Consider the following 17,951-nt stretch of genomic DNA (forward strand, 5'->3'; position numbering starts at 1 on the left):
CGTGCGGTCAGAGGTGGTAGAAATCCAGCACCGAGTTGATGGTGTCGTTGAGCAGCAGCACATGCTTGCGGCTGATCAGCCAGCTGTCGCCATGGGGGCGCAGGTGGTAGGTGGCGTGGCCGTAGAACTGGTCGGTGCTGGCGAGGCGGTGGAACAGGGTGTGCCAGTTCGCCTTGACCTCGAGATCCCCGTTGGCGAGCGCGCTGATGCGGACGTTGCCGACCTGGTGCAGGGTGCGCGGCATGGGCGTGGCCGAGGCGGCCTTACCGGTGCGCAGGCGGAACACCCGGTCTTCCAGGCCGCCGCGGTTGGCGTAGTAGATCAGCGACATGCTGGTTTTTGGATCAGTGGTGTACACGTGCTCCGAGTCCCACTGTGGCAGGTGGAATTCGCTGTCTTCGCTGAACAGTGCCAGGTAGCGGTCCCAGTCCTGGGCGTCGCACAAGGCAGCCTTGTTGAAGAGGAATTGTTCGACCCGGTATTGAAGCTCGGCATTCATGATTCAGAGCTCCTGCACATCTATGAGCGCGGCGGCCTTGCGGGCCAGTCCGTCGAGTAGAAAACGCTGCCAGGCTCCATGTTGATTCACGTAGAGCCCTTCGTGGGTGAATTCGATGCCGGTCAGCACCGGGGCTATCCCCAGCGCCTCGCTGTTGGGCGTCGCTCCTTCGACCCAGTGACCCGCGCCCCGGGAGATGTCGCTCCAGCGTTCCAGGCGCGCCTGGAAGCCACGCTGGGCTTCGCGGAACTCCACGAGGTCATCCGGTGTGCCCATGCCGGAGACGTTGAAGAAGTCCTCGAACTGGCGGATGCGGTTTTCCCGGTCGGCGTCGGATTCGCCTTTCACGCCCAGGCAGAAGCTATGAACCTCGGTCTTGTTCCAGGCCAGGGGGCGGACGATGCGCAGCTGCGAGCTGATCTGGTCGATGAAGAACATGCTCGGGTAGACGTTGAGGTTGCGCAGGCGGTGCATCATCCATTCGGCGCGGCTTTGGCCGTATTCCTCCACCAGGCGCGGCATGATGCTCGCGTAGCCGGGGCGTACCGAGGGGTTGGGCATTTCGCTGAAGAGCACGCTGTGGCCGTTGTCGAAGGCGAACCAGCCGTCGTCGGTGGCGCTGTCTCCGGCGCCGAGCTTGCTGTAGTCGAGGGTGTCGCCAGCGGCGTGTCCTTTTTCGGCGTTGACTTGCTGCCGGTGCTGCACGGTGGCCACGTAGTTGTAGTGCACGGTGCTGACGTGATAGCCGTCGAGGCCGTTTTCGTTCTGCAGCTTCCAGTTGCCCTCGTAGGTGTAGCTGCTGCGGCCAGGCAGCACTTCCAGCTCACCGGTGCGGGATTGGGCGGTCATCATGTCGAAGAACACCTTGGCATCGCCCAGGTAGCTCTCGAGGCTGTCGACACCTTCGGTGTCGAGGCTGACGAACACGAAGCCCTTGTAGCTTTCGATGCGTGCCTTCTTCAGGCCGCGGCTGGCCTTGTCGAAGTCGGCCGGGTATTCCCCCGGCGCCTTGACCTTGACCAGGCGCCCGTCGCTTTTGTAGCACCAGGCATGAAAGGGGCAGGTGAAGGTGCTCTGGTTGCCCTTCATGACCCGGGTGAGGGTGGTGCCGCGATGCTGGCAAGCGTTGATGAGGGCATTGAGCCGGCCTTCGCCGTCGCGGGTGATGATCAGCGGCTGGCGGCCCGCGCGGATCGTGACGAAGTCATGGGGCTTGGCGATTTCGCTTTCGTGGCAGGCGTAGATCCAGTTCTTCTCGAAGATCAGTTCCATCTCGAGGTCGAACAGTTCGGGTTCGGTAAACATGTCGCGGGCGATGCGGTAAATGCCTTCCACGGGGCGGAAGTCCAGGCACCCTTCGACGAAACGTTGCCATTGAGCGGGGGATCGGGAGGTCATCAGGCGTACCTTGTTGTTGTGGTCCGATGCCACCGAATTAGACCCAGCCCCTGTCCCGGCTTCTATCCGCTTTTGCATCCAACCCTGGCCGGTTTTCGTGGCGCCTATGGCGAAAGAGCGCCCGGCCGCCCTATGCTTTGCGGCATAACAACGATAAGCCGCTCTGCCTTGAGGAACTGACTATGCCGTTTTCTCACCCCTGTGCTTCGGGACTCAAAGCCAGCCTGCGCGACATCGGCGGTGCCCGTGATTGGATGACGGCGATCGCCGGCCCCCACAGCCTGTCGGTGAGTGCCGAGCACCCCTTGGCCTTCGAGCATGCCGCCAGTCGGCTGGGGCCGCTGTCCACCGTTATCGGGCGCATCCACTACGGCACCGAGGTGGTGATAGGCGTGGAGGCGCGCGAGGGGTTTGCCAGCTACAGCATCAGCCTGCCGCTGGATGGCGAGCAGGAAATCCGTCAGGGCCGGCAGGTGCATGGTTCCGATACCCAGACCGGGATCATCGTTTGCCCCCGTGAGCAGCAACGCCTGACCATCGCCGCTGACTGCCGCAAGCTGCAGGTGGTGATTCCTTGCCAATCGATGCAGCAGGTGCTCGAGCACTTGCTGCAGCAGCCGGTCGAAGCACCGGTGCATTTCGATGCCCGCGTCGATGCCGAGCAGGGGGCGACCGCCGGCTGGTGGCGAATGGTGCGTTACCTGGCCGATGAGCTGGAGCAGGCCAGCCCGATCACCAGTCAGTTGCTGTTGGCCCGCGACCTGGAGAGCAGCCTGATCAAGGGCCTGCTTCTGTCGCAACCCAATAACTATTCCGCTGCACTGGCCCAGGTCGGTGAGCCCCGTTGCCCGGCATACGTGGGCAGGGCTCGCGAGTTCATCGAGCGCAATGCCCAGAATGAGCTGACCCTGATGGAGATCCAGGCGGTAGCCGGTGTATCGCCACAGCGGCTGCATGAGGGCTTCAAGCGCCGGTTCGGGGTGTCGCCGCTGGGTTATCTGAAGCGCTTGCGCCTGAACGGCGTGCGTCGCGATCTGCTGGAGGAGCGCGGTGTCTACACGGTTGCCGCCACGGCCACCCGTTGGGGTTTTACCCACCTGGGCCGGTTCGCCAGCGATTATCAGCAGGCCTTTGGCGAACAGCCCTCGCAGAGCCTGGCGCGCGGCAAGGCTTCCTTCACTTCCTGAGCATCAGGTCGAGCAGGGTATTACTGTCCTTGATCCGCTGCAGCACGATCTCCGAGCGGATGTCGGTGATGCCTGCGGTGCGGTTCAGCGTGTTCACCACGAAGTCGGAAAAGTGCTTGAGGTTCCGCGCCTGGACCCGCAGCACATAGTTGCTGACGCCCGTGACGACATAGCCGGAAACCACCTCGGGCCACTCCTGCACGCGCTTGATGAAGGTCTCGTGCCAGTCGTCCTGGTCCTGGCGCAACGACACATGGACGATCGCCTCGAACTCGACACCCAATCGTTCGGCGTTCAGTTCCGCGCGGTATCCACTGATGATGCCTTCCTCCTCCAGCAGCCGCAGACGACGCAGGCAAGCCGACGGCGAGAGCGCGACCTTCTCGGCCAGGTCCTGGTTGCTGATGCGCCCGTCGTATTGCAGAACCTGAAGAATGCGCAGGTCGGTGGCATCCAAATTCATCAATGCAATTTCCTTCTGTTATTTCTCTGATTCTTAGAATTTTATGCTGTTTTCTGGTTTAAAGGGCGCGACTTTGCAGGAAAATTATGCCTCGGTTGGTTCATGATTTTTCGGTAGATGAACAACGGCAAGGACCTGTGATGACCCGCGAAATGTGCCTGGCGATGGACCAGAACGACTCTTTGGCTGCACTACGGGAGCACTTCGCTCTGCCGGGTGATGTGATCTATCTCGATGGTAATTCACTGGGTGCAAGGCCTCTCTCCTCGGCTGAGCGCGCCATGCAACTGGTGCAACAGGAGTGGGGGGAGGGCCTGATCCGCAGCTGGAACACCGCTGGTTGGCGCAGCCTGTCCCAGCGCCTGGGTGACCAGTTGGCGGGCCTGATCGGCGCTGGCAGGAACGAGGTGGTGATCACCGATACCACGTCCATCAACCTGTTCAAGGTGCTGGCTGCGGCGCTGACGGTGCAAGCCCGTCGCGATGAGCAGCGCCGGGTGATCGTCAGCGAAGCAAGCAACTTCCCCACTGACCTGTATATCGCCGAAGGCCTGATCGGGCTGCTCCAGCAGGGGTATGAGCTGCGCCTGGTCGATAGCCCGGAGGCGGTGATCGCCGCCATCGGCAGTGATACCGCCGTGGTAATGCTTACCCATGTCAACTACAAGACCGGCCACATGCATGACATGGCCGCAATGACTGCGCAGATCCACGCCTGTGGTGCGCTGGCGATCTGGGACCTGGCCCACTCGGCGGGCGCCGTGCCGGTGGATGTGCACCAGGCCAAGGCCGACTACGCCATCGGCTGTACGTACAAGTACCTCAATGGCGGCCCGGGCTCGCCGGCGTTCGTCTGGGTCAACCCTGCGCTGTGCGACGAGGTCAGCCAGCCGCTGTCAGGCTGGTTCGGTCACGCGCGCCAGTTCGACATGGCCAGCTCCTACATGCCGCAACAAGGCATCGCTCGCTACCTGTGCGGCACCCAACCCATCGTCTCGCTCGCCATGATCGAGTGCGGCCTGGATGTTTTCGCGCGTACCGATATGGCCGCGTTGCGCAAGAAGTCCCTGGCGCTGACCAACCTGTTCATCTCGATCGTGGAGGACCGTTGCGCCGGGCATGGGCTGAAGCTGGTCACCCCGCGTGACCCCGCTCAGCGTGGCAGCCATGTGAGCTTCGAGCATGCCCATGGCTACGAGGTGATCCAGGCCTTGATAGCCCGCGGCGTGATTGGCGACTACCGCGAACCGGGCATCATGCGCTTCGGTTTCACCCCCCTCTACACCCGCTTCGTCGATGCCTGGGACGCGGCTCAGATACTGGGCGAAATCCTCGATAGCAACGCATGGGCCGAACCGCAGTACCAAGTCCGCCACCAGGTGACCTGATTTTTCCAAGACTCATCCCGCCCCTCGTCCGAGGGGTGGGTTGTTGTGCGAGCCATGAACCTCACCAATAACAATTACAGTGGATCACTCGAAGATGAAATCAACGCTCTCCCCAAGGCAGCGGCTGCTGGGTTTGGCGCTGGCCGGCAGTCTGGCGCCCTATGCGCAGGCTGACCTGGTCGAAGACAGTCACCTGACGCTCAATGCGATCAACTTCTTCTTCTATCGAAACAACCTGAATAACCCCGATGGGCAGAACTACCGGAAGGAGTGGGCGCAGGGTCTGTCGTTGAACTTCAGCTCCGGCTATACCGCCGGGCTGATCGGTGTCGGCGTCGATGCCTATGCCCAGTTGGGGATCAGGCTGGACAGCGGCAAGGGCACCAGTGGCACCGGCCTGTTGCCCATCGGCGATGACGGGCGGGCGCAGGCGGAGTACTCCGAGGCGGGTGGCGCGGTAAAGGCGCGCCTGTCGCAGACGGTGCTCAAATTCGGCAACCTCACGCCGATGAACCCGGTGTTCGGCACCGGCTCGGCGCGCTTGTTCACCATGCAGGCGAACGGCTTCCAACTGACCAGTGACGATCTGGCCGGGCTGCACCTGGATGCGGGCCACTTCACCTCCGGCAACGACGGCGCATCGACCAACGACAGTGGCTCGATCAAGGCGCTGTTCGCCGGTGTCGACGCGCGCAGCGTGGATTACGTCGGCGGCCAATACACCTTCAGTGACCGCTTCAGCGTCAGCCTCTATGGCTCTCGCTTTGCCGATATCTGGCAGCAGTACTACGGCAACGCCAACTACCGCTGGCCCCTGGCGGACACGCAAAGCCTGGGGCTGGACCTCAACGTCTATCGCACCACCGACTACGGCAAGCGCCTGGCGGGGGAGATCGACAACACCACCTGGTCACTGGCGACCCGTTACCAGAACGGCCCTCATGGCATAACCCTCGCGTACCAGCAGGTGGATGGCGACGAGCCCTTCGACTACCTGGGCTTCGATCAGCAACCGGGCACGTCGATCTACCTGGCCAACTCGGTGCAGGTCGTCGACTTCAATGCGCCTAACGAGCGCTCCTGGCAACTCCGCTACGACCTGGATCTAGCGACCTTCGGTGTGCCCGGGTTGAGCTTCATGACCCGCTACATATCCAGCGATGGCATCGACGACAGTCATTACCGGGGCGGCGCCCATGCCGCTTATGGCCGTTACGGCGACGACGGCCAACGCTGGGAACGCGATATCGAAGTGCGCTACGTGGTGCCATCCGGCAAGGCACGCGACCTCTCGTTGCGCCTGCGGCAGGCGACCCTGCGCTCAAGCCAGCAGGTGGCGAAGGCCGACACCGTCGATAACGACGAAGTGCGGCTGATCATCGAATACCCCCTGAGCATCTTCTGAAGGGACTGCACACATGACTCAACCATCTGGATTTGCTTCGATCTCCAAACGTGAACAGGGCCTTCACCGTCAGCTGAGTGCTGGGCAGATGAGCATGATCGCCATCGGCGGTGCCATCGGTACCGGGCTGTTCATGGGCAGCGCCTTCGCCATCGGCTACGCCGGCCCCAGCGTGCTGCTCAGCTACGCCATCGGCGCCTTCATTACGCTGCTGCTGATGGGCTGCCTGGCGGAGATGACCGTGGCCCATTCCACGTCCGGCTCGTTCGGCGCGTACGCCGAGTATTACGTCAGCCCGATGGCGGGCTTCCTGGTGCGCTATGCCTACTGGGCGGCCATCGTGCTGGCCGTGGGCACCGAGGTCACCGCGATTGCGCTGTATATGAAGTACTGGTTCCCGGACGTGCCGGCCTGGATCTGGATCCTGTCGTTCTCCAGTGCGCTGGTGGCGCTCAACTCCGTCAGCGTGAAGACCTTTGGCCAGGTCGAGTACCTGTTCTCGGCGATCAAGCTGGCGGCCATCGCGGCCTTCATCCTGCTCGCCGTCTGGCTGGTGTTCGGCTCCAGTAGCGGGGAGTACGGCCTGCACCACTACACCGACCATGGCGGTTTCATGCCCCACGGCTTCAGCGGCATGTGGGTGGCGGTGATCATCTCGATCTTCAGTTACCTGAGCGTGGAGATGATCGCCGTGGCCGCTGGCGAAGCCGAAGACCCGGAGCGTGCCGTGCGCCAGGCGTTCCGCGCGACCATCGGGCGGCTGGTGGTTTTCTACCTGCTGACCCTGGCCCTGATGCTGGCCATCGTGCCCTGGGACGAGGCTGGGAAGACCCAGAGCCCGTTCGTCACGGTGATGCAGTACATCGGCATTCCCGGGGCCACCGGCGTGATGAACTTCGTGATCCTGGTGGCGGCGCTGTCGGCCATGAACAGCCAGCTGTACATCACCACCCGCATGATGTTCAGCCTGTCTCGCGCCGGCCAGGCGCCGGCCGGCCTGGGTCGCCTGACCCGCACCGGCATCCCGCTCAATGCGCTGCTGCTGTCATGCGTGGGGATTGCGGTGGCGACCGTGCTCAGCGTGTTCTACCCGGAGGAATCCTTCAGCCTGATGATGGCCATCTCGATGTTCGGCGCGATCTTCACCTGGCTGATGATCTTCGTGACCCACCTGTTCTTCCGCCGTTACTACGCCCGCAAGCAGCAAGCATTGACGTTCAAGCTGCCGCTCTACCCCTATGGGACCCTGATAGGGCTGGTGCTGATGGCGCTGGTGCTGGTCACGACCGTCTTCACCGAGGCGTTCCGGATGACGCTGCTGTTCGGTACGCCTTTCCTGGTGTTGCTGGCCATTGGGTACGCGGTGTTCGTGCGGCCTCAGAGGTCGAGTGGTGCGTCTGAGAAGTGCGTCGATCCTTTGTAGCCCGAGCCGATCAACGGCAGCACATCCACCACCGGCAGGCCGCCGCGCAGGGCGGCCTCGATGCCCTGGGCGCTGTCTTCGAATACCAGGCAGCGTTGTGGCGGCAGGCCGAGGCGGCGGGCCGCTTCCAGGTGGATGGCCGGGTGGGGCTTGGCCTGGCCGACATCGTCGAGGGTGACGACGGCGTCGAACAACGACGCCAGGCCCAGGGCGGCGAGGGAGCGGGTGACGATGGCCCGCGAGCCGCTGGAGGCCACCGCCATGGGCTTGAGCCCGGCGAAGCGGCGGGCGATGGCGGTGATCGGAGTGATTTCCCGCAGGCGCGTGTCCAGGTGGGCCAGGTAGTGCTGGCGCATGCGTGCCGAGACCTGTTCGCGGTGCAGCGTCACGCCGTGTTCGTGCTCGAAGGCGTCCATCTGCAGTGCTTCGGAGAGCCCGCAGCGTGCGGCGTGCCAGGCCGGGTCCATGACCTTGCCGCACGCGGCGAAGCCGGCATTCCAGGCGCTGGCATACAGCGGCAGGCTGTCCACCAGGGTGCCGTCGCAATCGAAGATCAGCCCTTCGGCGCGTTGCAACAGTGCGTCGAGCGTGCTCATGGCTGCGCCGGCTCCCCCGGGTAGTGGGTTTCCAGCACCACGGCGAGGGCGTCCGGGCGCCAGAACTCCTGGTCGAATTCCACCGGTTGGCCCTGCTCGCCGAAGTTGAGCCGTTCCAGGTAGAAGCTGCTGGAGCCCGGGGAGACCTGCAGCAGGCCGGCCTGGGCCTCGTTCATGGTTTCGGCGTGCATCAGCAGTTCGCTGCGTGATTGCACCCGGCCGAAGCGCTCGCGCAGCAGGGTGGTCAGCGAGGTGTTGAGGTCGGCGGAGAGCAACTCCGGGCACCAGTCCACCAGCACCACGTTGCATTCCAGCAGCACCGGACGCTGGTCGACCCAGCGCCGCCGCTGGAGGACGAACACCGGCTCCTCGGGGTGCTCCAGGCCCATGCGCTTGGCCAGCCAGGCACCGGCCGGGCGGCGCTCGGCGTGCAGGCATTCGGTGCGTGGCGCGCGGCCCTGGCGGGCGACGTATTCCATGAAGCCGATGATGCCGGTGGGGTCGTAGCGGATGCGTGGCGGGCTGACGTACCAGCCACGGCGGTTCTGCCGGTAGATCAGGCCGTCGCGCTCCAGCAGCTGCAGGGCCTGGCGCAGGGTGACGCGGGTGCAGGCGAAGCGCTCGGCCAGCTCGCGCTCCGCCGGCAGCTTGCTGTCGCCGGGGAGAAGGCCGGCGGCGAGGTCGGCCACCAGCTGGTCGCGGATGCGCAGGTAGTGCGGCAGCGAGGCGCGCCAGGCGCCCGGGGGCAGGGATTCGCTGACGAACGAGGGCCGCGCCGGGTTGAGGTTCACGAGGTGGCCCCGGCGCCCTGGGGAAGGGCGCGGTCCTGGTCGTCCAGGTCCTTGCGCCAGGCGTGCAGGCCGTAGGCGGCGAGGATCACGAAGCCGGCATAGAGCGCCGCGGTGAGCTGCAGGTCCTTGTAGAGGAACAGGCCGACGTAGGCGATATCCAGCACGATCCACAGGCCCCAGCTGGCCAGGTACTTGCGCGCGGCCCAGAAGCTGGCCACCAGGCTGAAGGCGGTGAGCAGGGCGTCGACCCAGGGCACGGCCGCGTCGGTGAAGTGGTGCATCAGGCTGCCCAGCAGCACCGCGCCGAGCAGGCCGGCCAGCAGGCTGACCAGGGCCACACGCGGCGGCAGGCGCTCCACGCGGACCTTCCCGGCCACGCTCTGGCCGCTGCTCCAGCGCCACCAGCCGTAGCCCTGCAGCAGGGCGAAGATCAGTTGCAGGAGCATGTCGGAGTAGAGCTTCACGCCGAAGAAGATCCAGGCGTAGAGCAGCACCGCGACGACGCTCACCGGCCAGCACCAGCGGATGCGTTGGGCGGTGAGCCAGACGCCGAGGATGTTGATGAGCACGGCGACGATTTCCAGCGTTGACATGGCGATGGCCTCGGCGGGTTCAGTACTGCGGTTTCAGCGCCTGGTGCTTGAGGGCGCGCTTCTGAGCGTCCGGCAGGTCTTCGCGGCCCTGGTAGGGGGCGCTGTACCAATGGCCGTAGGTGGGGTTGGGCAGCAGGAACCAGCGCTCGCCGAGCCAGCCGAGGTAGGGCGCGGCGGCTTGCTGTTGCTCGGCCTGGCTGCCCTTGGCGTTGATGAAGTCGCCGAAGCTGTCGCCCACCAGCATCAGTACGCGGGCCTGGCTGCCGACCCAGTTGCGCCGGCAGGTCTTGTCCGAACCCGCGTCGGCGCAGCCGCCGATGGCGGTGCCGGCGGTGAGGATCTGCGCGGTGCCGTCGATGGGGAAGCCGGCGCGCCGGAGGTTGGCCAGGGTGGCCTGCTCCTGCCCGGGCTCGCGGTTGGTCAGGTAGTAGGGAGTGATGCCGCGCTGGGCCGCCGCCTGCATGAAGGCCACGGCCCCGGGCAGCGCCGGGGCTTCGGCACGGTCCACCCACTGGTACCACTGGGCGTAGTCGTAGGGGGCGTCGGCGAGGATGGCGCGGGCGTTCAGCGGCACGTTGTCGAGCAGGGTCTCGTCGATGTCGACGATCAGCGCCGGTGGCAGCCCCTGGAGGTTGCGCGGGGTGCCGGCGAGGGCGTCCCAGGCGGGGTCGGCCAGGGCCTTGTCCAACTGGCGGGTGGCGTTGGCGTAGACCTGGCGGAACAGCAGGTCGTGCTCGATGGAGGTCTGGGTCCAGAGCACGGCGTCCAGCTGGTCGTTGGCCGGCGGGTGCTGCTGGCAGCCGCCCAGCAGGGCGGCGAGCAGGGCGATGCAGGGCAGGGCGGGAATGCGCATGGCGGGCTCCTCAGAAGTTGACGGTGGCGGACAGCCGCGCGGTGCGCGGGGCGCCCTGGAACAGGTAGCCGTCGCCCATGTACTCGCCGGCATCGCGCCAGTAACGCGCGTCGAAGAGGTTGTCGACGGTCAGGCGCAGCACGGTTTCGTAGCCCTCGATCGCCAGGCTGTAGCGCCCGCCGATATCGAACACGGCGTAGTCGTCCACCTTCACGTTGCCGGCCTGGCTGGCGTATTTGCTGCCGCTGTATTGCACGCCGCCGAGCAGGGCCAGGCCGGGCACGCCGGGGATGGCGTAGTCGCCATGCAGGCTGGCGCGCAGGGTGGGCACGTTGATCGCCTGGTGGCCTTCGTAGGCGGCGGTGGCGGTGCCTTCGACCCGGGCGCGGATGGCCGCAGCGCTGGCCGATACCTGCAGGCGGTCGGTGACCCAGCCGGTGGCGGACAGCTCCAGGCCGACGTTCTTCTGCTCGCCCTGCTGGATGTAGGTGAAGAAGCCATCGCCATTGGGGCGCGAGTACTGGTAGGCCTTGGTGATCTGGAACAGCGCGGCGGTGAGGCTGAGGCGCTGCCAGTCACGCTTGATGCCTAGCTCCAGCTGGCGCGAGGTGGTGGGCGCGAGGATTTCGTCGGCGTTGGTGGCGAACCAGGGCGCTTCGCCGCCCAGGGCCAGGCCCTTGCTGTAGCTGCCGTAGAGGGAGATGTCCGCGCGCGGTTTGTAGATCAGTGCGGCGTTGGGCAGGAACTCCCAGCGCTCGGTGTGGCGGGTGGTGTCGCCGTTCTTGTCGAAGGCTTCTTCGTCCAGGCGCACCTGGCGCCCGCCGATCACCGCCTGCCAGTGCTCGCCGAAGCTCACGCGGTCGGTGGCGAACAAGCCGTACTGGCGGCTGTCCAGGCGGCGGTAGGTGTGGCCGAGGGGCACGTCGGTGGGGTCGAAGGCGGGCGTGGGCTGATGGATGTTGCCGGTGCCGACCCATTCGTTGGTGGACTTGCGGCGGTCCAGCAGACGGCGGAAGGCGCTGGTGCCGACGGTCAGCTCGTGGCTGAACGGGCCGCTGTCGAAGCGGCCGGCGAGGGCCGCCTGCAGCTCGTCGTTACGGCGGGTGTCGCCGGGGTTGCGGAAGTCGTAGACGTCGTAGTCGCCTTCCGGGCTGAAGTAGTTGGGCACGGCGGAGCTGGCGCAGCTGGCGGAGCCGTAGCAGCCCCAGGCGAAGGAGCTGTAGTCGTCGATCACCACGCGGCTGCGGGCGGCGCTGAGGCTGCCGGTCCAGACGTCGTCGAAGCGGTACTCGAAGCGCCCGGTGAGGTTGAGCGAGTCGATGCCCACGGGCTTGGACCAGCTCTGGTCGGCGAGGCGGTCCTTGGGGTCGATGCCGCTGGGCACCACGTTGCCGCCGAGCAGCTGGTAGCCGGGCACCGAGCGTTGTTCGCGGGTCTGGTATTCGGCGTCCAGCTGTAGCAGGGCGGCGTCGCTGATGTTCCAGTCGGCGGCCAGGGAGACGAAGTCGCGGGTGCCGTCGGAGTTGTCGACGTAGGAGCGGATGTCCTCGTGGGCGAAGTTGGCGCGCAGGCCGAAGCGCTGCTCGGCGTCGAGCCAGGCGCCGACGTCGGTGGCGATGTAGCGCTCGCCTTCCTCGTTGGTGGCCAGGGTCACCGAGCGCACGTCTTCCGGGCGCTTGGTGACGTAGTTGACCAGCCCGCCGGGCTCGGACACGCCGCTCTGCAGGCCGGAGAGGCCCTTGAGCACCTCGACCCGCTGCTTGTTCTCCAGGGCGACGTTCTGCTCGCCGGTGATGGTGCGGCCGTTGATCTTGTAGCTGCTGGCGGCGTTGAGGGAGAAGCCGCGGATGACGAAGTTCTCGTAGTAGCCGATGGGCGCGTAGCTGTCGCCGACCGAGGCGTCGTTGCGCAGCACTTCGCTGAGCAGCTTGGCCTGGCGGTCCTTGATCAGTTGTTCGGTGAACACCGAGACGGAGGCGGGGGTATCCAGCAGCGGGGCGTCGTCGAAGCCGCCCACCGAGGCGCTTTTCGCCTGGTAGCCGTCGCCTTCGTCGCCGTGCACGGTGACGGCATCCAGGGTGACGGTGTCGGCGGCCTGGGCCAGGGACGGGCTCAGTGACAGGGCCAGGAGCGCCAGTGCGAAGCCGTGGCGGTGCTGCAGGAACAGGGAAGGGACCATGAACGAACTCCTTGATGGACGCCGGCTGCTGAGTGAACCGCGCGACGGGAGAGCCCGGCGGGCGGCGCTGGCGTGCCTACTGCTGAAAGACGAAAGAAGAGGGTTGAATCTCAGGCCGGAGCTGCTCCGGTGGACATTGGCAAGGCTGGATCGGCCGCCCATTCCTGCAGCGAGCCGTCGTAGATCGAGACCTGTTGGCGGCCCAGCAGGGTCAGCGCCAGGGCGGTGGCAGCGGCGGAGATGCCGCCGCCGCAATAAAGAATCAGTGGCTGCCCGCCATCGAGCAGCGGGGCGCCCAGCGCCTGGGCCAGTTCCGCGGGCGGCAGGTAGCGGCCCTGCTCGTCGAAGAGGCTGCGGGCCGGGCTGTTGAGGCTGCCCGGAATGCGCCCGCGACGGGCGTAGCGGGTCACCGCGCTGCCGTCGAACAGGCCGGCGGAGAGGGCGCAGACCAGGGTGCCGGGGGCGCGGCCCTCGACCACGGCGAGCACCTCCTGGCGGTTGGCCCAGAAGCCCGCCTGGGCCTGTAGCGGTGCCAGGGGCGCGGTGTCGACGGCGGCGGGTTGGTCGCCCGAGGCGATGGGCAGGCCGGCGTGCCGCCAGGCCCTGAGGCCACCATCCAGCACACGGGCGGTGACGCCGAGGCTGCGCAGCATCCACCACAGGCGCGCGGCCCAGAAGCCGTCGTGGCGGTCGTAGAGCACGATCTCCCGGGCGGCGCCGAGGCCCAGGCGTGCCAGGGGCGCCTGCAGGGCCGAGGGCGTTGGCAGGGCGAAGCTGAAGCCCGCCTCTGGGTCCGCCAGGTCATGCAGCAGGTCGGCGTGGCGGGCGCCGGGGATGTGCTCCGCCTGCCAGGCCGCGTGCCCGCTGGCCACTCGGTAGTCGCCGTCGAACTGCGCGGCGGCCAGTTCCACGCTGGCATCGAGCAGCAGCAGGCCGGGCGCGTGCAGGGCCTGGTGCAGGGCCTGGGGCGAGACGAGGGTGGCAGCGTGAAGCGGGGGCATGGCGGTCTTCCTAGTTGTTATGGGTGCGGGCGAGCCGCTCGAGGTGGTCGAGCAGGCGGGCGCCCTCGCTGTCGCGGAACCAGCGGGCGTGGCCGATCAGGAACGCGTGGTAGGCGATGTCTGCGCTGGCCCGTGAGCCGACGATGCCCTCGAAGTAGTCGACTTCGTTGAGAGCGAAGTCGGCGTGCACCAGGGGCAGCAGGGCCTTGAGCGTGAGCAGGTCGTGGCGGCCGAGGGGGCGTTGGCTGGCATAGCCCGCCAGCAGTGCGTCGACCGCATCGAGATCGGCCGTTGCGCGGCCGCCATCATCCAGTTCCAGCCAGGGAATGCAATTGCGTTCCAATGCCGTTGCCAGGTCGAACAGGGCGAAGGTCCGGTCGCTCAGGCCGAAATCAAGGACGCTCTCAACCTCCGCCGAGCCACCTTGCCCGCGCCACAGCAGGTTGGAGGCGTGCCAGTCGTTGTGGGTCCAGAGCGTCGGTTGTGCGGCCAGCCGCGGCAGCAGTTGGCGGTGGAAGGGCAGGTGCAGTTCTTTCAGCGCGTAGTGCCAGTCGTGCCCGGCCAGGTAGCGGGCCAGGGCCGGTTGCCCGGGCAGGGCCTGCTCGATGGCCCGCAGCGGTTCGGGCTGGCTGAAGAAGCGCAGGTTGGCCACCAGCACCGGCGCCTGCCGGGGGCCGGCGTCGAAGCCTTCTGCTGCGCGATGCAGCCGGGCCAGGGCGGCGCCCGCCGAATGGGCGTGGTGGCGGTCGAGGAAGGGCGTCCAGGACAGGGCCTCGCGGTAGAGGTCGTCACCGGCGGCGCGGGGCAGCACCTCGTAGGTCCACTCGCCCAGGGCCAGCGCGCTGTGCCCGTCGCGGTCTCGCAGGGCCGGGGTGACCGGTGCGCCGCGGTCCTGCAGCCAGCGCACGAAGCGGTGTTCCTCCTCCAGCCAGGCCGGCTCGCGCACGCGGCGGTGGTGGCGCTTGACGAACACCTCGCCGCGATCGGTGTGCACCTGGGCGGCGGCCGAGAAGGGCCGGGGGCTGTGCCAGCCGAGCTGCTGCACGGCGCCCAGCTGCGGGAAGCGCTGCAGCACCTGCTCCACATCCCCTTGCTGCAGGGCGGGCCAGTCAGCTTCCACCGGCTGCGCGCCCATGCCGTGGGCGATGCGTATCGGCTGGGTCACGGCCGTTGCTCCGTCAGGTACCGGTTGCTGGTGGCGCCGCGCCAGGCGTCCGCGTCGGCGAGCACGCCGTGGCTGTGCAGCCATTGGGCGTAGGGGGCGAGCAGTTCTTCCCGCTGCTGGCCCCAGCGGGCGGCGTGCAGCCAGGTGGGGGCGATGCGCTCCAGGGACTGGCTGAGCAGCTCGGTGGGGAAGTAGGGGATGGCCGCCTCGTAGGCGGGCAGGGCGCTTTGCGGGTCGGCCGCCACGGCACGGAAGCCGCGCTCGGTGGTGGCGAGGAAGGCGCGGGCGCTGTCGGGGTGGTGCTCGAACCAGTCCTGGCGGCCGCCGAGCAGGTAGCTGTGGTAGCGCGGCGCGCCGATCGCGTCCACCGGCCAGACCACGCGACGCTCGGCGGGGATGGGGCTGTCCATCAGCGCTTCCCAGGCCCAGTAGCCGCCGAAGCTGGCGTCGGCGACGCCAGCGGCCAGTTGCTCGGGGCGCAGTTCGCGCACCTGGCTGTCGACGATGATCACCGCGTCCGGGTCGCCACCATCGACGGCCACCAGGTGGCGCACCATGGCCAGGCCGCGCGGGGTGGGGTTGAGCGCCAGGCGCTTGCCGGCCAGGTCACGGGGGCGCTGGATGCCGAAGTCGGTCAGGGTCTGGATGGATTCCAGGCCGGCATGGTTGATGGCCGCCACGCCCAGCAGCGGCTGGCCCAGGCTGCGGCGTACCAGCAGGCGGTTGCTGGGGAACACGCCGACATCGGCGGCGCCTTGCAGCAGGTGTTCGAGGGTGTCGCCGCGGTAGGGGTCCGGTACCTGCAACTGCACATCGAGCCCGGCGTCGCGGTACCAGCCACGTTCCCGTGCCACATAGAAACCCGCCGAATTCGGCCAGGGATGAAAATATTCCAGCATCACCCGTACAGCGATCATCCATCGTGCTCCGCATTGCCCACTGGGCCTGTGGGGGCGGATTTAGCGGGTGGCGCCCTGGTATATACCAATATCGTTCAGCGCTATTGATATCTCCTGACGGAATAAAAGATCGGCGATTGATTCGATTCGGAACTAGCGGTCGGCCTGCCCGTGCAGCGCACGGAGGAAGTCGGCCGCCAGGTGGTGGGCCCAGGAGCGCGCGGTGAGGCCGGCCAGGTAGGCGCAGTGGCTGCCGCGCGTGGTGACGGCGAGCAGCGTGCGGGGCATGCGCGCCATGGCCTGCTGGTGGTCGCGCACGTTGCCGAGCACGCAGACGGGATCGTCCTCGGCGTTGAGCACCAGCAGCGGCACGGTGATGCGGTCCATCACCGTGATCGGGTTGCAGTGATCGAGAAAGGCCTGCTGGCTGGGGTAGCCCGCGCATTCGTAGAGGTGCCGGTGGAACTCGTCCAGGCTCTGCGCGCCTTCCAGGGCGGCGAGGCTGGGCAGGTGGGCCAGCGCCTGGCGGTTGGGGGTGACGAACTGGCGCACCAGCTTGCGCGCCATCAACCGGGTGTAGGGCGCGCGGGAGCGGGCGAAGGCCACGCGTATGTCGTAGCCCGGGCAGTAGGCGAAGGCGCCCTGCAGCGGCGTGTCGTCGCCCTGTTCACCGAGGTAGCGCACCAGCAGCCCGGTGCCGGCGGAGATGCCCGCCGCGTAGAGCGCGGACTGCGGGTAGCGCTCGCCGATCTGGCGCAGCTGCTCGCGCAGGTCGGCGGTGTCGCCCATGGTGTTGAAGCGCGGGCTGGTCAGCGACAGGTCGCCGTGGCCACGGCGCTCGCAGAACACCACGCGCCAGCCGGTGAGCCGCTGCAGGTCGCGGACGAAGCCGCGCATGCTGTGGGGCGAGCCGGTGATGGTATGCAGCACCACCAGTGTGGGTACTTCCGGCGGCAGGTCGGCGCCGAGCCAGTGCAGGGCGGTGGTGCCGCCGTCGGCCATGAGCAGGGTGTCGACGCGGTCGTAGCGCAGGGCGGGGGAGAAGACCTTCTTCAGGCCCAGGCCGAGCAGTTGCAGGTGACCGTTGAACAGCCAGGGCGTGGCCCAGAAGCGCCGGGTGAGGCGCGGCACTTGCTGGATGAGGGCGTCGTTGTCGGGGTTGCGCTGGTAGATCAGCTGCGGTTTGCGCGCTGCCGTGCGCAGGTAATGGACGCCCAGGCCGGTGGCGGCGAGCGGGAGCAGGGCGGTTAACCAGGTCGACATCGAACGTCCTTGGGCTGTGGGGCGGGTCGGTTTGACCCGCCATGGGTTGAGTCACGTGCGCAGTTGTGCCCGGAGGATCTTGCCGATGGGCGACTTGGGCAGCTGTTCGCGGAACTCGATGCGCTTGGGCACCTTGTAGGCGGTGAGCCGCTCGCGACAGTGACGGATGAGCGCCTCGCCGTCGAGCCCCGGTTCATGCAGGGCGACGAACACCTGTTCAATGCCAGCGGCGGAGTGGGTTCCGGGAAGTGAGGGGCTGACGGCAGGGGCGCGGGCCCTTGCAGCGAGGCAAGGGCACGGCGAAGGGAGGCGGGGTTATTCCAGGTGTTCGGGGTTGACCGGGTCGCCGGACTTCATGTTCAGCTGCGCGCGCACATCTTCGAACATCGCATCGTAGTGTTTGTGCATCGAGCCAATGCTGCTCATGGCTTTGGGAATGCCGTATTTTTCGGCGATCTTGGTGATGTTGCTGGCGAAGTTATAGGCCAGGTCCTTGGGCAGGAAGAAGGACTCCTTCAGTTCCTTGTTGAAGATGCTGCCATGGACGGTGAAGAGCATGCCTTTGCCTTCCTTGGGGTCCGTGGTGACCTCGTAGTCGATGCACAGGTTGTAACTGAAGTCGTGCTCGTTCAGCGCATGACGCTCGATATGCAGGTGGCCGGGTTCGAATGTCGCCATTGCTCTTTCTCCTTCATGAATAGCGTGAATCAGCTGCGTCCGCGCAAAGAATAAAGCAGAGCTGCGAGGCACTGAAAACTAGTTCCTTTTCAGGGTTTGTAAAGCCTGCGGGAGCGCCGGTACGGGCGTCCTGCGGGTATTGGACGCGCCTGCTCATCGGTCATTCAATG

Annotated in this window: 18 protein-coding genes; 4 read left to right on the plus strand and 14 right to left on the minus strand. The window is 66.6% G+C overall.

Going from position 1 to position 17,951, the window contains the following annotated elements:
- Positions 1–7: 7 nt before the first annotated feature.
- Both antB and antA read right to left on the minus strand, forming a co-directional pair.
- Positions 8–499, minus strand: a complete 492-nt coding sequence (antB, locus tag RTW82_RS19295) for an anthranilate 1,2-dioxygenase small subunit (RefSeq protein ID WP_043243972.1) — start codon at positions 497–499, stop codon at positions 8–10.
- A 3-nt stretch (positions 500–502) separates the two neighbouring features.
- Positions 503–1,897 (minus strand): anthranilate 1,2-dioxygenase large subunit, encoded by a 1,395-nt coding sequence (gene antA / locus RTW82_RS19300; RefSeq protein WP_316926099.1) that lies wholly within the window; start codon positions 1,895–1,897, stop codon positions 503–505.
- A 182-nt stretch (positions 1,898–2,079) separates the two neighbouring features.
- Between antA and RTW82_RS19305 the strand changes: the two genes are divergently transcribed.
- Positions 2,080–3,084 carry an AraC family transcriptional regulator gene (locus RTW82_RS19305; RefSeq protein ID WP_021220231.1) on the plus strand — a complete coding sequence of 335 codons (1,005 nt, stop codon included), beginning with the start codon at positions 2,080–2,082 and terminating at the stop codon, positions 3,082–3,084.
- Here RTW82_RS19305 and RTW82_RS19310 read toward each other — a convergent pair.
- On the minus strand, positions 3,074–3,547 hold the full coding sequence (locus tag RTW82_RS19310; RefSeq protein WP_184489850.1) for an Lrp/AsnC family transcriptional regulator: 474 nt from the start codon (positions 3,545–3,547) through the stop codon (positions 3,074–3,076). The genes RTW82_RS19305 and RTW82_RS19310 overlap by 11 nt on opposite strands.
- Before the next feature lie 137 nt (positions 3,548–3,684).
- Between RTW82_RS19310 and kynU the strand changes: the two genes are divergently transcribed.
- The 3 genes from kynU (at position 3,685) to RTW82_RS19325 (ending at position 7,763) form a co-directional block, all read left to right on the plus strand.
- Positions 3,685–4,935, plus strand: coding sequence for a kynureninase (gene kynU, locus RTW82_RS19315; protein ID WP_184489851.1), 1,251 nt, complete (start codon positions 3,685–3,687; stop codon positions 4,933–4,935).
- A gap of 94 nt (positions 4,936–5,029) precedes the next feature.
- The gene (locus RTW82_RS19320) at positions 5,030–6,340 is read left to right on the plus strand and encodes an OprD family porin (RefSeq protein WP_316926100.1); all 1,311 of its coding nucleotides are present in this window, start codon (positions 5,030–5,032) and stop codon (positions 6,338–6,340) included.
- 13 nt (positions 6,341–6,353) lie between these two features.
- The gene (locus RTW82_RS19325) at positions 6,354–7,763 is read left to right on the plus strand and encodes an amino acid permease (RefSeq protein ID WP_316926101.1); all 1,410 of its coding nucleotides are present in this window, start codon (positions 6,354–6,356) and stop codon (positions 7,761–7,763) included.
- Here the strand turns inward: RTW82_RS19325 and RTW82_RS19330 are convergent.
- From RTW82_RS19330 to RTW82_RS19380, 11 genes are all read right to left on the minus strand, one after another.
- Positions 7,718–8,359 carry an HAD family phosphatase gene (locus RTW82_RS19330; RefSeq protein ID WP_316926102.1) on the minus strand — a complete coding sequence of 214 codons (642 nt, stop codon included), beginning with the start codon at positions 8,357–8,359 and terminating at the stop codon, positions 7,718–7,720. The two genes, RTW82_RS19325 and RTW82_RS19330, sit on opposite strands and share 46 nt — an antisense overlap.
- Positions 8,356–9,081, minus strand: coding sequence for a UTRA domain-containing protein (locus RTW82_RS19335; protein WP_316926206.1), 726 nt, complete (start codon positions 9,079–9,081; stop codon positions 8,356–8,358). Before RTW82_RS19335 ends, RTW82_RS19330 begins: the two co-directional genes overlap by 4 nt.
- A 65-nt stretch (positions 9,082–9,146) precedes the next feature.
- Positions 9,147–9,743: a nicotinamide riboside transporter PnuC gene (gene pnuC / locus RTW82_RS19340; RefSeq protein WP_316926103.1), complete on the minus strand. Its 597-nt coding sequence runs from the start codon at positions 9,741–9,743 to the stop codon at positions 9,147–9,149.
- Positions 9,744–9,762: 19 nt separating this feature from the next.
- Complete coding sequence (locus tag RTW82_RS19345; RefSeq protein WP_316926104.1) at positions 9,763–10,596, minus strand: 5'-nucleotidase, lipoprotein e(P4) family; 834 nt, start codon at positions 10,594–10,596, stop codon at positions 9,763–9,765.
- A gap of 10 nt (positions 10,597–10,606) precedes the next feature.
- Complete coding sequence (locus RTW82_RS19350) at positions 10,607–12,775, minus strand: TonB-dependent siderophore receptor (RefSeq protein ID WP_316926105.1); 2,169 nt, start codon at positions 12,773–12,775, stop codon at positions 10,607–10,609.
- Positions 12,776–12,885: 110 nt separating this feature from the next.
- The gene (locus RTW82_RS19355; protein WP_316926106.1) at positions 12,886–13,776 is read right to left on the minus strand and encodes a sulfurtransferase; all 891 of its coding nucleotides are present in this window, start codon (positions 13,774–13,776) and stop codon (positions 12,886–12,888) included.
- Positions 13,777–13,786: 10 nt separating this feature from the next.
- Positions 13,787–14,941 carry a phosphotransferase enzyme family protein gene (locus RTW82_RS19360; RefSeq protein WP_316926107.1) on the minus strand — a complete coding sequence of 385 codons (1,155 nt, stop codon included), beginning with the start codon at positions 14,939–14,941 and terminating at the stop codon, positions 13,787–13,789.
- Positions 14,938–15,858, minus strand: coding sequence for an ABC transporter substrate-binding protein (locus RTW82_RS19365; RefSeq protein WP_316926108.1), 921 nt, complete (start codon positions 15,856–15,858; stop codon positions 14,938–14,940). Before RTW82_RS19365 ends, RTW82_RS19360 begins: the two co-directional genes overlap by 4 nt.
- Positions 15,859–15,993: 135 nt before the next feature.
- Positions 15,994–17,103, minus strand: a complete 1,110-nt coding sequence (locus tag RTW82_RS19370; RefSeq protein ID WP_316926109.1) for a YheT family hydrolase — start codon at positions 17,101–17,103, stop codon at positions 15,994–15,996.
- Positions 17,104–17,154: 51 nt separating this feature from the next.
- On the minus strand, positions 17,155–17,316 hold the full coding sequence (locus RTW82_RS19375) for an AMP-binding enzyme (protein WP_316926110.1): 162 nt from the start codon (positions 17,314–17,316) through the stop codon (positions 17,155–17,157).
- 102 nt (positions 17,317–17,418) lie between these two features.
- On the minus strand, positions 17,419–17,781 hold the full coding sequence (locus tag RTW82_RS19380; RefSeq protein ID WP_021220248.1) for a DUF5064 family protein: 363 nt from the start codon (positions 17,779–17,781) through the stop codon (positions 17,419–17,421).
- Between the last annotated feature and the right edge of the window lie 170 nt (positions 17,782–17,951).

The sequence above is a fragment of the Pseudomonas sp. zfem005 genome (genome assembly GCF_032621735.1).
In the GTDB taxonomy this organism is placed as follows: domain Bacteria; phylum Pseudomonadota; class Gammaproteobacteria; order Pseudomonadales; family Pseudomonadaceae; genus Metapseudomonas; species Metapseudomonas solani.

What these genes read in the sequence shown, in the direction of transcription:
- RTW82_RS19330 (WP_316926102.1), bottom strand. Translation starts at nt 8,359, where the DNA reads ATGAGCACGCTCGACGCACTGTTGCAACGCGCCGAAGGGCTGATCTTC.
- RTW82_RS19305 (WP_021220231.1), top strand. Translation starts at nt 2,080, where the DNA reads ATGCCGTTTTCTCACCCCTGTGCTTCGGGACTCAAAGCCAGCCTGCGC.
- RTW82_RS19350 (WP_316926105.1), bottom strand. Translation starts at nt 12,775, where the DNA reads ATGGTCCCTTCCCTGTTCCTGCAGCACCGCCACGGCTTCGCACTGGCG.
- antA (WP_316926099.1), bottom strand. Translation starts at nt 1,897, where the DNA reads ATGACCTCCCGATCCCCCGCTCAATGGCAACGTTTCGTCGAAGGGTGC.
- RTW82_RS19355 (WP_316926106.1), bottom strand. Translation starts at nt 13,776, where the DNA reads ATGCCCCCGCTTCACGCTGCCACCCTCGTCTCGCCCCAGGCCCTGCAC.
- antB (WP_043243972.1), bottom strand. Translation starts at nt 499, where the DNA reads ATGAATGCCGAGCTTCAATACCGGGTCGAACAATTCCTCTTCAACAAG.
- RTW82_RS19310 (WP_184489850.1), bottom strand. Translation starts at nt 3,547, where the DNA reads ATGAATTTGGATGCCACCGACCTGCGCATTCTTCAGGTTCTGCAATAC.
- RTW82_RS19380 (WP_021220248.1), bottom strand. Translation starts at nt 17,781, where the DNA reads ATGGCGACATTCGAACCCGGCCACCTGCATATCGAGCGTCATGCGCTG.
- RTW82_RS19365 (WP_316926108.1), bottom strand. Translation starts at nt 15,858, where the DNA reads ATGATCGCTGTACGGGTGATGCTGGAATATTTTCATCCCTGGCCGAAT.
- RTW82_RS19325 (WP_316926101.1), top strand. Translation starts at nt 6,354, where the DNA reads ATGACTCAACCATCTGGATTTGCTTCGATCTCCAAACGTGAACAGGGC.
- RTW82_RS19345 (WP_316926104.1), bottom strand. Translation starts at nt 10,596, where the DNA reads ATGCGCATTCCCGCCCTGCCCTGCATCGCCCTGCTCGCCGCCCTGCTG.
- RTW82_RS19320 (WP_316926100.1), top strand. Translation starts at nt 5,030, where the DNA reads ATGAAATCAACGCTCTCCCCAAGGCAGCGGCTGCTGGGTTTGGCGCTG.
- pnuC (WP_316926103.1), bottom strand. Translation starts at nt 9,743, where the DNA reads ATGTCAACGCTGGAAATCGTCGCCGTGCTCATCAACATCCTCGGCGTC.
- RTW82_RS19370 (WP_316926109.1), bottom strand. Translation starts at nt 17,103, where the DNA reads ATGTCGACCTGGTTAACCGCCCTGCTCCCGCTCGCCGCCACCGGCCTG.